This is a genomic window from Massilia sp. Se16.2.3 (genome assembly GCF_014171595.1).
In the GTDB taxonomy this organism is placed as follows: Bacteria; Pseudomonadota; Gammaproteobacteria; order Burkholderiales; family Burkholderiaceae_D; genus Telluria.
On sequence record NZ_CP050451.1, the window covers coordinates 289278 to 302252 of the forward strand.

General features: G+C 64.5%; 13 protein-coding genes. 4 read left to right on the top strand and 9 right to left on the bottom strand.

Annotated elements, in window-relative coordinates; genetic code table 11:
* Positions 1-55: 55 nt before the first annotated feature.
* The 3 genes from G4G31_RS01370 to glf all read right to left on the bottom strand — a co-directional run bounded on the left by G4G31_RS01370 (position 56) and on the right by glf (position 2446).
* Positions 56-571 (bottom strand): cell division protein, encoded by a 516-nt coding sequence (locus G4G31_RS01370; RefSeq protein ID WP_229425269.1) that lies wholly within the window; start codon positions 569-571, stop codon positions 56-58.
* Positions 568-1110 carry a GbsR/MarR family transcriptional regulator gene (locus G4G31_RS01375; RefSeq protein ID WP_182989977.1) on the bottom strand — a complete coding sequence of 181 codons (543 nt, stop codon included), beginning with the start codon at positions 1108-1110 and terminating at the stop codon, positions 568-570. Before G4G31_RS01375 ends, G4G31_RS01370 begins: the two co-directional genes overlap by 4 nt.
* A 181-nt stretch (positions 1111-1291) precedes the next feature.
* The gene (gene glf / locus G4G31_RS01380; protein ID WP_182989978.1) at positions 1292-2446 is read right to left on the bottom strand and encodes a UDP-galactopyranose mutase; all 1155 of its coding nucleotides are present in this window, start codon (positions 2444-2446) and stop codon (positions 1292-1294) included.
* Positions 2447-2780: 334 nt separating this feature from the next.
* Between glf and G4G31_RS01385 the strand changes: the two genes are divergently transcribed.
* From G4G31_RS01385 to G4G31_RS01400, 4 genes are all read left to right on the top strand, one after another.
* Positions 2781-3098, top strand: coding sequence for an ArsR/SmtB family transcription factor (locus G4G31_RS01385; protein WP_374011272.1), 318 nt, complete (start codon positions 2781-2783; stop codon positions 3096-3098).
* Positions 3095-4036 carry a cation diffusion facilitator family transporter gene (locus tag G4G31_RS01390; protein WP_182989980.1) on the top strand — a complete coding sequence of 314 codons (942 nt, stop codon included), beginning with the start codon at positions 3095-3097 and terminating at the stop codon, positions 4034-4036. Before G4G31_RS01385 ends, G4G31_RS01390 begins: the two co-directional genes overlap by 4 nt.
* Positions 4037-4434: 398 nt before the next feature.
* Positions 4435-7542, top strand: a complete 3108-nt coding sequence (gene pulA, locus G4G31_RS01395) for a pullulanase-type alpha-1,6-glucosidase (protein WP_182989981.1) — start codon at positions 4435-4437, stop codon at positions 7540-7542.
* 148 nt (positions 7543-7690) lie between these two features.
* Positions 7691-8269 (top strand): DUF6624 domain-containing protein, encoded by a 579-nt coding sequence (locus tag G4G31_RS01400; protein ID WP_182989982.1) that lies wholly within the window; start codon positions 7691-7693, stop codon positions 8267-8269.
* Positions 8270-8334: 65 nt separating this feature from the next.
* Here the strand turns inward: G4G31_RS01400 and G4G31_RS01405 are convergent, their stop codons facing one another.
* The 6 genes from G4G31_RS01405 to tcdA all read right to left on the bottom strand — a co-directional run bounded on the left by G4G31_RS01405 (position 8335) and on the right by tcdA (position 12919).
* Positions 8335-9537, bottom strand: a complete 1203-nt coding sequence (locus G4G31_RS01405; protein WP_182989983.1) for a DUF4272 domain-containing protein — start codon at positions 9535-9537, stop codon at positions 8335-8337.
* A gap of 11 nt (positions 9538-9548) precedes the next feature.
* Complete coding sequence (cysK, locus tag G4G31_RS01410) at positions 9549-10478, bottom strand: cysteine synthase A (protein WP_182989984.1); 930 nt, start codon at positions 10476-10478, stop codon at positions 9549-9551.
* Between the two features lie 110 nt (positions 10479-10588).
* Entirely contained in the window at positions 10589-11035 is a 447-nt protein-coding gene (locus G4G31_RS01415) for a DUF4265 domain-containing protein (protein ID WP_182989985.1), read from the bottom strand.
* Positions 11036-11057: 22 nt separating this feature from the next.
* Positions 11058-11228 carry a hypothetical protein gene (locus G4G31_RS01420; RefSeq protein ID WP_182989986.1) on the bottom strand — a complete coding sequence of 57 codons (171 nt, stop codon included), beginning with the start codon at positions 11226-11228 and terminating at the stop codon, positions 11058-11060.
* Between the two features lie 74 nt (positions 11229-11302).
* Positions 11303-11956, bottom strand: a complete 654-nt coding sequence (locus tag G4G31_RS27950; RefSeq protein WP_308622010.1) for an FKBP-type peptidyl-prolyl cis-trans isomerase — start codon at positions 11954-11956, stop codon at positions 11303-11305.
* A gap of 81 nt (positions 11957-12037) precedes the next feature.
* Positions 12038-12919 carry a tRNA cyclic N6-threonylcarbamoyladenosine(37) synthase TcdA gene (tcdA, locus tag G4G31_RS01430; protein ID WP_182989987.1) on the bottom strand — a complete coding sequence of 294 codons (882 nt, stop codon included), beginning with the start codon at positions 12917-12919 and terminating at the stop codon, positions 12038-12040.
* Positions 12920-12975: the final 56 nt, after the last annotated feature.

The following is a 12975-nucleotide window of genomic DNA, read 5'->3' on the forward strand; positions in this document are numbered from 1 at the left end:
AAGGCGCCGAGGCAGCCCTGGGCCGCCAGCAACCCCAACGCCAGTGTGTGGGTATTCATGCTGTCACCTCGTGCTTGTTGTCGCGGCGGTCATGCACGAACAGGTAGACCAGGGGCGGGAGCATGGCAACGAGGGCCAGCGTGTCGAGCCATACATGGGACCAGCAGCCGGCCTGCAGCGACACCGCGATGTCCTGCGGCGCCCACAGTACGAGGCCAGCGCCCAGCGCGACCCAGGCGAACGGCAGGCGCCCGCGCGCACCCAGCCACACCGGGGCGCCCATCCAGACCGCTGCAGCCTGCACGGTGGCGCCGAACAGGGCCATCCACCACAGCTGGTGCGAACGTGCGGCTGGCGGCGCCGCGGGGCCGTAGAAGGCGGCTTCGATTCCTGCGTGATAGCCGTCCAGCAGGGGGTGGGCGGCAACCCGGGGCAGCAGCAGGCCGACGAGCAGGTGCAGCGCGACGGCCGCATATAGCCAGCGGATCGACCAGGTCCGCAAGCCGGCACCGGATCGGGTGCGCGCGGCAGGGAAAGGCGCGGCATGCATGGCGGAGGGTGCGGGCATCATGTGGCGCTCCTGTCGTCCGGGCCGAGAAAGCGCGCGACCTTGCCGCCCATTTTCAGGAAGCGCTGCAGCGTGGCCGGCGGCAGGTGCTTGTAGTCCTCGTAGGTGGTGGTGAGCATGTCGAGGAAGCCGAGCACTTCGTGAATGCGCGCGAGTGAGCCCTCCTCCATGCCCGGATCGCCCTCGCCTTCGATGGCGCACTCGCGCAAGACCGTCAGGGTGGGATCGATTTCGCGACGCTTGCGCTCCTCGACGATGACACGGAAGATTTCCCATACGTCCTGCAGGGCGACGAAATGGTCGCGCCGGTCGCCCATCAGGTGGGTCACCCTGATCAGTTTCCAGCTTTGCAGCTCGCGGATGCTGTTGCTGACGTTGGAACGTGCCACACCCAGCGCGTCGACGATGTCGTCGGCCGAGAGGGGGCGGTTGGCCAGGAATAGCAAGGCGTGGATTTGCCCCACGGTGCGATTCACGCCCCAGCGGGCGCCCATCTCGCCCCAGTGCAGGACAAACTTCTGTTCGGTTGGGCTGAGTGCCATGATTTCTCTTTCTTCGCTAATTTCTGTTCATACAGAAATTTACGAAGGAATGCTGCCTTTGTCAAGGTATCAAGCTTCGCTCGACCGCAGAAATGACAATGCCCGCTGCACGGGTGGTGCGGCGGGCATTGCGGCTGTCGGGGGTCCCGGCAGCGACGGCGGCTTGTCGGTTGTCCCGGAATCAGCCCAGCGGATTGATCGTGAACGCCGGCATGGCCGACTTGTCGCCGGCGCAGGCCAGGAACTTGTCCGAGGTGATCAGCGCCTCATTGATCGTCACGTCCATGTCGAGGTAACGATAGGTGCCCAGGCGGCCCACGAAGGTGACGTTGGTTTCCTGCTGCGCGAGATTGATGTAGCGCTCGAGCTGCTCCTTGTCGCGTGCCATGCGGATCGGATAGTAAGGGATATCCTTCTCTTCGCACTGGCGGCTGTATTCCGCGTACATGATCGACTTCTCGTGCTTTTCCCACGGCGAGAAGTGTTTGTGTTCGGTGATGCGGGTATAGGGCTTTTCGTTGTCGCAGTAGTTGATGACCGCATTGCCCTGGTAGTCGCCGGTGTCGCGGAAGGTTTCGAAGTCGAGCGTGCGGTAAGGCAGGCGGCCTTCGGCATGCTTGAACCAGGCGTCGATCGGGCCGCTGTAGAAGACGTGGTCGTAGTCGGCTTTCAGGTCCGGGTCGAAACGGGTGTTCAGGTGCACGGTGATGCCCGGCACGTCGAGGATGTTTTGCACCAGTGCGGTGTAGCCCTCTTCCGGCATGCCCTGGTATTTGTGGCTGAAATAATTGTCGTCGTAATTGAAGCGCACCGGCAGGCGCTTCAGGATGCTGGCCGGCAGTTCGCTCGGCTGCAGGCCCCACTGCTTGACGGTATAGGTCTTGAAGAAGGCTTCGTAGAGCTCGCGGCCGACGAAGCGCAGCGCCTGCTCCTCGAAGGTTTGCGGGTTCTCGATCGACTTGTCGCCCAGCGACTGCAGGAAGACTTCCGCCTCGGCCGGACGCAGGGTCTTATTGAAGAACTGGTTGATGGTCAAGAGGTTGATCGGCAGGGTGAAGACCTTGCCGTTGGTGATCGCCTTGACGCGGTTCACGTAGGGCATGAAACGGCTGTAGCGGTTCACGAACTCCCAGGCGCGCTCGTTATCGGTGTGGAAGATGTGGGGGCCGTACACGTGCAGCATGACGCCGGTTTCGGCGTCGCGTTCCGAGTGGCAGTTGCCGGCAACGTGAGGGCGGGATTCGAACACCTCGACCTTGTAGCCTGCATGGGCGAGCTGGTTGGCGATCACAGCTCCGGAAAAGCCCGCGCCAACAATGGCGATATTCTTTGTCATGTATCTATCCTAACGAATGAGTTATCTCAGGGCGTAACCGGCCCAACGGTTGACCAGTCCTCAACGGTATTCGCTCTTTTTATCGTGTAACAATCGCGAACCACGGAATACTTTTTGTGAGCAACAAATGCTGAGCATGGGAAAGTTTTTGATATTTTCATGCGTCATGCGGGCACTAAAATGTTTGCTAGCTCACAAAATTAATACACCGACAATTATAAAGCGCTCTCCAATTTGGCCCCCGTTCGATAGACACGGGAAATGCCCCTTAAGCAACAGCTTGCTCAGCCCCTTCTTTTGGTCTAACATGTGAACAACTCTTCACATGTTAATGATGAACTTGCCCGACAATCCCGACCATGCCGTCGCCCAGGTGGCGGACCTGTTTCACCTGCTCGGCGACTCGACCCGGCTGCGCATCGTGCTGGCCTGCCTGGCCCAGCCGACCGCGGTAGGCGACATCGCCGCGGCCCTGTCGCTTTCCAGTTCGCTGGTCAGCCACCACCTGCGCCTGCTGCGGGCAGCGCGTATCGTCAAGGCCGAGCGCCAGGGCAAGCAGGTATTTTATTCGGCTGCCGACGCCCACATCAGCACCCTGCTTGCGAACATGTTCGAACACATCGCAGAACCTGCCAACGGAACCGACCCATGAGCCACGACCATCACCACCACGATCACGGCCATGGCCACGGTCATCACCATCACCACCACCCGGTGCCGGGCCACGGCCGCGCCTTTGCGCTGGCGATCGGCGTCAACTCGGCCTTTGTCGCGATCGAATTCGTCTACGGCTTCCTCGCCAACTCGACGGCGCTGATGGCCGATGCCGGCCATAACCTGTCGGACGTACTCGGCCTGATCCTGGCCTGGGGTGCGGCGGTACTGGCCAAGCGCGCACCGAGCGCGCGCTATACCTATGGCCTGCGCAGTTCGTCGATCCTGGCGGCGCTGGCCAATGCGATCCTGCTGCTGCTCGCCTGCGGTGCGATCGCCTGGGAAGCCATCCACCGCTTCACGGCACCACCGGCCGTGGAAGGCATCACGGTGTCGGTGGTGGCGGCGATCGGCGTGGCCATCAATGGCTTCTCCGCCTGGCTGTTCATGGCCGGCAGCAAGGGCGACCTGAACGTGCGCGGCGCCTACCTGCACATGGCGGCCGATGCGGCCATTTCGCTGGGCGTGGTGGTTTCGGGCCTGGTGATCATGGGCACCGGCTGGACCTGGCTCGACCCGGCGGTCAGCCTCGTCATCGTGCTGGTGATCGTGGCCGGCACCTGGTCGCTGCTGCGCGAGTCGACCGGGCTGATCATGGCCGCGGTGCCGGACAGCGTCGACGCCGGCGCCGTCCACGGTTTCCTGGCCGGGCGCCGGGGCGTGGCGGAAGTGCACGACGTGCACATCTGGGCGATGAGCACGACCGAGACCGCGCTGACGGCCCACCTGGTGATGCCAGGCGGCTATCCCGGCGACGCCGTGCTCGACGACATCGTCGCCCACCTGCGCGAGGATTTCGCCATCCACCACTGCACCTTGCAGGTGGAAGAAGGCACGACGCGCCACGGCTGCGCGCTGGCGGAACAGCACGCATGAACAGCCACGGCTGGGGTCAGGTCTGACATTCGGACACGGCCTCTGCTGTTATCACGGTCATGACAGCTGCTGCGTGCGGATCTTCTGGTTTCCTGCGCGGATGAAGAATTCGATCGGCGGGCCGAGGACATCCGTCGCGGTCGCCATATCGGCTATGGCAGAGCTTGCGTCCGAATGTCAGACCTGACCCCAGGTTGCCTGACCCCGGATTGCCATACGACGCGCATGCGGTATGTCCTCGATGGCCCCCCGACGAGAGCGATACTGTTTCTTTTGCGTTCTTTACTTTTTAGTTAACGATGGTAGTAATATTACATCGCAGCGTTTGCCATGCTTTTTCCGAGCAAGCGACTGCCCTCGGTAACTACCAGGTATAAAACAACGAAGAAGGAGACAGTATGCTTACCAGACGTAGTTTAACTTCACGGCTGTGGCTTGGCTTGGCCGTGTGTGGCGGGCTGCTGCTGGCCTGGCTCACGAGCTGGCCGGTGGCGAGCGCCCACGCCCAGCAGACAATGGCCGCGAGCGCCGTCCCCGTCGCGGCCAATACCATCCGCGTCCACTTCCGCCGCGTCCAGAACGACACCGACCAGTGGGGCGTGTACTCCTGGGAAGGCCCGGCCAAGCCGAGTTCGGCCTGGATCCTGGATCGCTTCATGTTCAGCCAGACCGACGCCTTCGGCGGCTATGCCGACATCGCACTGGCCAGCGGCAAGACTGCGATGTGGTTCCTGGTTACCGACGGCAGCGGCAACAAGAACTGCGGCGCCGACCAGGGTGCACCGCTGCCGGCCGATGTCGCCACGAAAGGCCACGAGATCTGGCTGCTCGAAGGCGACTGCACCGTCTACACGACGCCTCCTTCGATCAGCTACGGCAACCTGGCCAATGCGAACGCGCACTGGCTGTCGACGAACACGATCGCCTGGCCGGGCGTGCCGGCTGGCGCAAGCTACAAGCTGGTCTACGCGGCCAATGGTGGACTCGGTTCCGGCCCGGAAGGCGTGCTGGGTGCCGACAGCAGCATGGCGCTGACGCCGCAGCCGCTGCCGCAAGCGCTGCGCGACAAATTCCCGCACCTGCGCGACGCAACCGGCCTGGCGCTGGGCGCCGCGGACGCCGCAAGAATCCCCGCGCTGGCTGGCGGCCAGTTCGCCGTCGCGCAGTTCGATGGCGCGGGCCGGCTGGTGCAAGTGACTTCGCTGCAAACGGCGGGCATGCTCGACGACGCCTTTGCCGTGCGCGCAGCCGATAGCAAACTGGGCCTGAGCTTCAACGCGGCCGGCGTGCCGACTTTCCGCCTGTGGGCGCCGACCGCCAAATCCGTCGCACTCGACATCTACCCGCACGGCACGGGCGGCCCGAAAGCAGCACAGCTGCCAATGCGCCTCGATCCCGCCACCGGCATCTGGAGCCTGACGGCAGCCAATGCCGACTGGACCAACCGCGCCTATTACACCTACACGGTCAAGGTGCTGTCGCGCTGGGCGAACAACACCGTGGTGACGAATACCGTTACCGATCCGTATTCGCTGAGTCTCAGCGCCAACAGCGCCCGCTCTTTTGTTGCCAACCTCGACAGCCCGCGCCTGAAGCCGGCCGGCTGGGACGAGCACCGGTTGCCGAAACTGGCGCATCCGGCCGACATCTCGCTGTACGAACTGCATGTGCGCGACTTCAGCGCGAGCGACGACTCGGTACCCGCCCATCACCGCGGCAAATACCTCGCCTTTACCGACCGCGATGCGCGCGGCATGCGTCACCTGAAATCGCTGCAGAAGGCGGGCCTGTCGCACGTGCACCTGCTGCCGGCTTTCGACATCGCCAGCATCGACGAAACCAAATGCACGACGCCCGTCATTCCGGATGCCGGCCCGAGTTCGGAAGCGCAGCAGGCGGCGGTGGACGCGGCGCGCGACAGCGACTGTTTTAACTGGGGCTACGATCCGGTGCACTACAACGCGCCGGAAGGCAGCTATGCGACGAACGCCGACGACGGCTTCACGCGCGTGCGCGAGTTCCGCGCCATGGTGCAAAGCCTGCACGAGACCGGCCTGCGGGTGACGATGGACGTCGTCTTCAACCACACCAGCCAGTCGCAGCAGGGGCCCCTGTCCGTGCTCGACAAGATCGTGCCGACCTATTACTACCGCCTGAACGCCGCCGGCGCCAATACCAACGACAGCTGCTGCGCCGACACGGCCGCCGAGCACACGATGATGGGCAAGCTGATGATCGATTCGGTGTCGCTGTGGGCCTCCGCATACAAGGTCGACAGCTTCCGTTTCGACCTGATGGCCTTTGCGCCGCTCGACCTGATGCGCCGCCTTCAGGCAGGCGTGAACCGCGCCGCCGGCCGCGAGATCTACCTGTACGGCGAAGGCTGGAACTTCGGCACGGTCGGCAACGACGCCCGCTTCGTGCAGGCACGCCAGTCGAACCTGTACGGCTCCGGCATCGGTTCCTTCAACGACCGCCTGCGCGACGCGATGCGCGGAGGTGGCTGCTGCGACGGCGGCGACAACCTGGTGCGCCAGCAGGGCTTCGTCAACGGCGTCTGGTATGACCCGAATCACCTTGCCAATCAATCGCGCGACGACGCACTGCGCCTGGCCGACCTGGTGCGTGTCGGCCTGTCCGGCACCCTGCGCGACTACCGTTTCGTCGACCGTTTCGGCTCGTTGCGCACGAATGCCGACATCGATTACGCGGGCCAGCAGGCCGGCTACACCGCCAACCCGCTTGAGACCATCAACTACGTCGAGAAGCACGACAACCAAACCCTGTTCGACATCAACGCCTTCCGCCTGCCGCAAGACACACCGCTGGCGGACCGTGTGCGTGTGCAGAACCTGGGCGCGGCCGTCGTGCTGCTGGCGCAGGGCATTCCCTTCATCCACGCGGGCCAGGAGTTGCTGCGTTCGAAGTCGCTCGACCGCGACAGCTACAACGCGGGCGACTGGTTCAACCGCCTCGACTACAGCTACGCCTCGAACAACTTCGGCGTCGGCCTGCCGCTGGCCGGCCCTAACCGCGACAACTGGAGCCTGATGGCGCCGGTGCTGGAAAATGCCCTCATCAAGCCGGACACGAAGGCCATCCTGTCGGCCAAATCCGCCTTCGAAGACCTGCTGGCGATCCGCAACGACACCACCCTGTTCCGCCTGCGCAGCGGCCAGGACGTCAAGGAGCGCCTGGTCTTCCACAACACGGGACCGGACCAGTTGCCTGGCCTGGTGGTAATGCGCATCGATGGCGACAAGCCGACCCGCTATCCCGGCGCGCGCTACAAGAGCGTGGTGGTGCTGTTCAACGTCGACAAGGAAGCGAAGACGATCGCGATTCCCGAACTGAAGGGAGCAAAGCTGGCGCTGCACAGGATCCAGCGCACCTCGAATGACGCGATCGTGAAGACGGCGCGCTTCGACGCGGCCAGCGGCGGGTTCACGGTTCCCGCGCGGACGACGGCGGTCTTCGTCGAAACGGGCGGCGGCAATGCCGACTGAGCGGACGGGCTGAAAGGAAGAGGCGCCTCGGCCATTGTCTGCATTGCAGGCGATGGCCGGGGCGCCTGGCCGCTGCGAAGACATCGGCTTGCCAGCAATGCAAGATGCGCCCTACAATCGGCTCATCCGCCACCGTCCCCGCACCCCAATGCACATCCTTCTCGTCGCTGCGGTCGCGCTATCCGCCGCCCTCCTCCCAGGCCGTGTTCACTCAGGCGAATGCGATCACACGCGGCTTGCGAAACAATATGCCGGCATGCTGGAGGAAGACCAGGCATTGCGCGGCCGTTATATCGAGATCCTGGAGCGCGAGCACAAGAAACGTCCGGTCGACGCGGCCGAAAAAGAACGCATTGAAAACACGATCCTTGCGACCGACGAGAAAAACCAGCGCGAGCTGGACCGGCTGATCGAACGCTGTGGCTGGCCTGGAAAACTGGACAAGAAACGCGCGGCGCGTTCGGCATTTTTCATCATCCAGCATGCCGAACTGCCGTATCAACTGAGATACCTTCCCGTGATCAAGGCAGCCAACCGCCGGGGCGAGATATCGAACGAATACATGGCCTGGATGGTGGACCGGATCCTGGTGCGGCAGGGTAAACCACAAAAATACGGTACCGACTCCGACTTTGGCAGCGGCAAGATCTCACCCGTCGAAGACAGCAAGAACCTGAATAGACGGCGCCGGGAAATCGGCTTGCCGCGGCTGCCCGGCTTCGATTGACCGCGCGCGGAGGATCCAGGCGCGCTTGCCCGCTCAGGTGCTCAGGTGCTCAGGTGCTCAGGTGCTCAGGTGCTCAGGTCAGTCTCGTCCCAGCTGTCTTCCCCGGCCAGTGCCCAGGTGAGGGCATGGCGGCGCTCGTGAACGGCGCCGCCATGAGCAATGGGATCGAATCCAGAAGGCACGGTCGCGCCACCCATCTGCGCGCTCCTGACGGCGTTATGGGCACAATAAAACCTGTACTCCATGGGAATCACCTCGCTCGCCGGGCGCATCGATGCGTTTGCCGCGAAGTCGGCGGCGCTGCCCTCCCAGGGCGGCAGGAAGTCGAACAGTAATTCGTTGATGACCTCGTCAGGGACCTGGCCCGCGTCCAGGGTCGGTACCCGCGGGAAGCCGGCGACCCATGCCAGCGCCCACAGGTTCTCCAGCTTCCAGCCGACTGTCGCGCCATGCCTGGACTGCGCCTCGGTGCGCGGCAGGTCGATCAGCGCCAGTTCGCTCTCCGTCATCGCCGCGCGCAGACCGTTGCGCGCGATGTAGCCGCGCAGAACCTCCGAACCGACCGCATGTTCCGGCGCCGCGGCCCAGGCAAACACGGCCTGCAAGGCCATCAGCCGCATGACGATCGCCTGTGCGTCGCGCACGCGCAGGTCGAGGTCCGGCAGGGGCAAGGCATTGGCCGGCTTGAAGCCGAGCGACGCCAATTCACCGAACACGCGCTGTTTCAGTGCCAGCGCCCGCTCGTCGACCGGGCCCGCCGCCGGTACCGGGGTGCCGGGGGTATAGGCCGGCCACCTGGCACCGGGATCGAACTCGTTCACGTTGGCGCCATACAGTACCCTGCCGCGCGCGTCGCGCAATGCCGAGGGCGTGAACCAGACCGCATCGAGCGCTTCGGCGATGGCCGACAGGATGGCAAGGCGTTCGTCGCCCGCCTCCATGTCGGGGTCGCAGATTGTGCCGAGCACGAAACCGAATTGCCCGATCAAGCCAAGCGCTTTCGCCTGTTCCGGGGCCGCCGGGAAGCGCGCAAAATAGCCGCGCATGCCGTTCAGTTGTACCTGCCAGCCTTCACCCGTGTAGTAGGCAGGGTCGTGCGTGATGCGCAGCTGCTTTTTCCTGAGCCATCCGCTCGTGGTGACGGTGAGTTCGGCCCATGCCTCGGCGGGGCCGGCGACCTTGAACCTGGCATCCATCTGCCGCAGCACGTCGATCACCGCGTCAGGATGTCCAGCCTGGGCAAACAGGGTGACAGGTTCGGTCGCCATCGTGAAGCGCGTCAGCCGGCCAGGTTGGCGAACAGCGCCGTGCTCAGGTAACGCTCGCCGAACGACGGAATGATCGTCACGATCATTTTGCCCGCGTTCTCGGGGCGCTGGGCCACTTGCATCGCAGCCCACAGCGCCGCGCCCGACGAGATCCCGACCAGGAGCCCCTCCTCGCGCGCGGCGGCGCGGGCGGTCTCGAAGGCGTTGTCGTTGCTGACGGTGACGATCTCGTCGTAGATGCCGGTATTGAGCACCTGCGGCACGAAGCCGGCGCCGATGCCCTGGATCGGGTGCGGGCCCTTGGTGCCCTTCGAGAGGATGGGCGAGGCTTCCGGCTCGACCGCGATGACCCGGAAGCCGGGTTTGCGCTCCTTGATCACTTCACCGACGCCGGTGATGGTGCCGCCGGTGCCGATGCCGGCCACCAGGATATCCACCTTGCCATCGGTGTCGCGCCAGATTTCCTCGGCGGTGGTGCGGCGGTGCACCGCCGGGTTGGCCGGGTTGTTGAACTGCTGCGGCATGAAGGCGTTCGGGGTATTGGCGACGATTTCCTCGGCGCGGCGGATGGCGCCCAGCATGCCTTCCGGCCCGGGCGTGAGCACCAGTTCGGCGCCATAGGCGCGCAGCAGCATGCGCCGCTCGTTGCTCATCGTTTCCGGCATGACGAGCTTGCAGCGGTAGCCGCGCGCGGCGCAGACCATCGCCAGCGCGATGCCGGTATTGCCGCTGGTCGGCTCGACGATGACGGTGTCGGGACCGATCCTGCCGGCCTGCTCGGCCGCCTCGATCATCGCCAGGCCGATGCGGTCCTTGACGCTGTGCGCGGGATTGTGGAACTCGAGCTTGGCGAGGATCTCCGCGCCGCCTTGCGCCAGTTTGCGGATCCTGACCAATGGAGTATTGCCGATCAATTCAGTGACATCGTTCGCGATACGCATTCCCATCCCCTTGTTTGTGTAGTGAGCCTGCTGTGGTGCCGCCGCCGGAGCCCGTGACCCTTGTCAGCTGGCCTGGCGATGGCGAAAAAAATCGATTGCCGCTTCCGCGATCAATCCTGCCCCTCCTGCAGGCAGGGATGCCGGTCCTCCCCCTCCTGCACCTGCCACGTCCCTTCGTCCAGGCCTGTCTCGAGGATGGCCCAGGCGGCATCGGCGCTGACCGTGTCCGGAATATGAAGCGCAACGAGCTCATGCTTCTCCATGGGACTGCGCTCGAACGCGCAACCGATGGCACGCAGGCTGGCGAGAAGCGCCTCGGCGCGGGCAAGCTGCATGCGCTCGTAGAACACCCGGTAGCAGGAGTGCGGCGACTTGGCCAAGGTGCGTTCGTACGCGTAGCACCCCGGCGCCAGCGAACGGGCGGCGACCAGGTCGCCGAAGTTGACGCCTTTCAGATAGAACGGATAGTTGTCGAGAACAAAGCCGTCCGCCACCGGGGTGGCCCACAGGTTTTCCACCCCTTCCTCGGATTCGAAGACGATTTTCACCTGTTCCATGATTTCAGGGGGACGCGGCAGCTCAGCGCGCAGCGGCGAGCCCGCCGCCGTAGACACAATCGGGAAAGGCGTCGACGAGTCGCTTCCTCAGGCGGGCCATCGGCAAGCCTGCCGCCGACGGCGGCTGCGTATGCGCTACCGCAATCGACCTGACATGGCGCCCCAGGTTCGATTCGCCGAGTTCGCCGAGCAAGATGACCCTGCTTGCTGAGCAATTCATCCATGGGCGTACGGCCTGTCGGCAATGGTGAACTTGATGGGAAAGACTTATTTCACGCCCAGCAGTTCGACGTCGAAGATGAGATCGGCGTCCGGCGGGATCATGCCGCCCGGGGCGCCGCGCTTGCCGTAGGCGAGCTCGCTGGGAATGATCAGGGTGCGCTTGCCGCCCACCTTCATGCCGGCGACGCCCTGCTCCCAGCCCTTGATGACCTGGCCGGCGCCGAGACGGAATTCGAGCGGCGTGCGGCCGGCTTCGAGCGAGGAATCGAATTTGCGGCCGCGGCCATTGCGCGCGACCGGCTTGTGGAGCCAGCCGGTGTAATTCACGCGCACCTCGTTGCCGACGACGGCTTCCTTGCCCTTGCCGACGACGCTGTCGATGATCTCGATCTTCGGACCGGTGACCACCGGTGGCACCGGCTGTGCGGCCTGGGCGGTAGCGGCGGCCTGGGCGGCGGCGGCCGCATTCTCGGTGCCGCCTGCCGCAGCCTGGCCGGCGGCCTGCTGCGAGCTCGCCGCGGCCTGGTCGGCGGCGCTTTGCACGCCCTGCTGGCGCACGGTGGTGGCGGCCTGGCCGGCGCCCGTTGCCGCTTGCGGCGCGTTCGCCGGGGTGACGGTCGTGGAGGCAGGTTGCTGGGCGTGGGCGGCGGTTGCGAGCAACAGGGCCGCGAAAGTAGTGCAGGTGGTGCGACGCATCATGGGAGACTCTTTCGATGACAGGATTTCAATGAATCCTATGATAGCAAGGCCTCCGCCAGATGCACAGGTGGCAAGCGCCGATTATGCGGCGCTCATGCTCTCCGCCGCAACCGCTGCCGTCTCGGTGACAGCCTGCGTTTCAGCCCGGGTTTCAGTCGCCTCTGCCATCTTGCGCAGGATATGGCCGGCCGCGATCATGCCGAAGCTGGCCGTTACCACCATGCTGGAACCGAAACCGGCGCAATTGAGGCCCGTGACGGAGGTGCCAATCTCGCAGGCGTCCTCGGCCTCGGGGTAACGCAGCGGCTCCATCGAGAACACGGCATCGATGTGGTACTTCTGCTTTTCGCCGCGCGAAAAACCGTATTCGGCGCGCAGCAGCTTGCGCACCTTTTTCAGCAGGGGTTCCTGCTCGGTGCGGGCCAGGTCGCGCACCTCGATCCTGGTCGGATCGATCTGGCCGCCGGCGCCGCCGATGGTCACCAGCGGCAGTGCCTGGTCGCGGCACCAGGCGATCAGGGCCGCCTTGGCCTTGACGCTGTCGATGGCGTCGACGACGTAGTCGAAACCTTTACCGCCGATCATGTTCTCGATATTGTCCGGCTCGATGAAATCCTCGACCAGGGTGACCTGACAGTACGGGTTGATCTGGGCGATGCGTTCGCGCAGGGCCTCGATCTTCGGCATGCCGATGGTGGAGCTCAGGGCCTGGATCTGGCGGTTGATGTTCGATTCGGCCACGTTGTCGAGGTCGATCAGGGTCAGGCGGCCGACCGCGCTGCGCGCGAGCGCCTCGACGATCCAGGAGCCGACGCCGCCCACGCCGATGACGCAAACGTGCGCCGTACGGAAGCGTTCCAGTGCACGCTCGCCATAGAGGCGGGCGATGCCGCCGAAGCGGCGTTCGAAGTCGACTGCGTCGTCGGTTGCTGCTGAAAAGAGTGCGGGAGTGATCGTGTCCATGCCGCCATTTTACCGGAGGGCTCTTTCGCAACTGCACTAAAATAGCGCTTAGTCAA

Bases quoted from the DNA above. Each gene is read 5' to 3' on its own strand.
- G4G31_RS27950 (WP_308622010.1), bottom strand. From the start codon at position 11,956: ATGATGCGTCGCACCACCTGCACTACTTTCGCGGCCCTGTTGCTCGCA.
- G4G31_RS01405 (WP_182989983.1), bottom strand. From the start codon at position 9,537: ATGGCGACCGAACCTGTCACCCTGTTTGCCCAGGCTGGACATCCTGAC.
- tcdA (WP_182989987.1), bottom strand. From the start codon at position 12,919: ATGGACACGATCACTCCCGCACTCTTTTCAGCAGCAACCGACGACGCA.
- G4G31_RS01390 (WP_182989980.1), top strand. From the start codon at position 3,095: ATGAGCCACGACCATCACCACCACGATCACGGCCATGGCCACGGTCAT.
- G4G31_RS01400 (WP_182989982.1), top strand. From the start codon at position 7,691: ATGCACATCCTTCTCGTCGCTGCGGTCGCGCTATCCGCCGCCCTCCTC.
- G4G31_RS01370 (WP_229425269.1), bottom strand. From the start codon at position 571: ATGATGCCCGCACCCTCCGCCATGCATGCCGCGCCTTTCCCTGCCGCG.
- G4G31_RS01415 (WP_182989985.1), bottom strand. From the start codon at position 11,035: ATGGAACAGGTGAAAATCGTCTTCGAATCCGAGGAAGGGGTGGAAAAC.
- cysK (WP_182989984.1), bottom strand. From the start codon at position 10,478: ATGCGTATCGCGAACGATGTCACTGAATTGATCGGCAATACTCCATTG.
- G4G31_RS01385 (WP_374011272.1), top strand. From the start codon at position 2,781: ATGAACTTGCCCGACAATCCCGACCATGCCGTCGCCCAGGTGGCGGAC.
- pulA (WP_182989981.1), top strand. From the start codon at position 4,435: ATGCTTACCAGACGTAGTTTAACTTCACGGCTGTGGCTTGGCTTGGCC.
- G4G31_RS01375 (WP_182989977.1), bottom strand. From the start codon at position 1,110: ATGGCACTCAGCCCAACCGAACAGAAGTTTGTCCTGCACTGGGGCGAG.
- glf (WP_182989978.1), bottom strand. From the start codon at position 2,446: ATGACAAAGAATATCGCCATTGTTGGCGCGGGCTTTTCCGGAGCTGTG.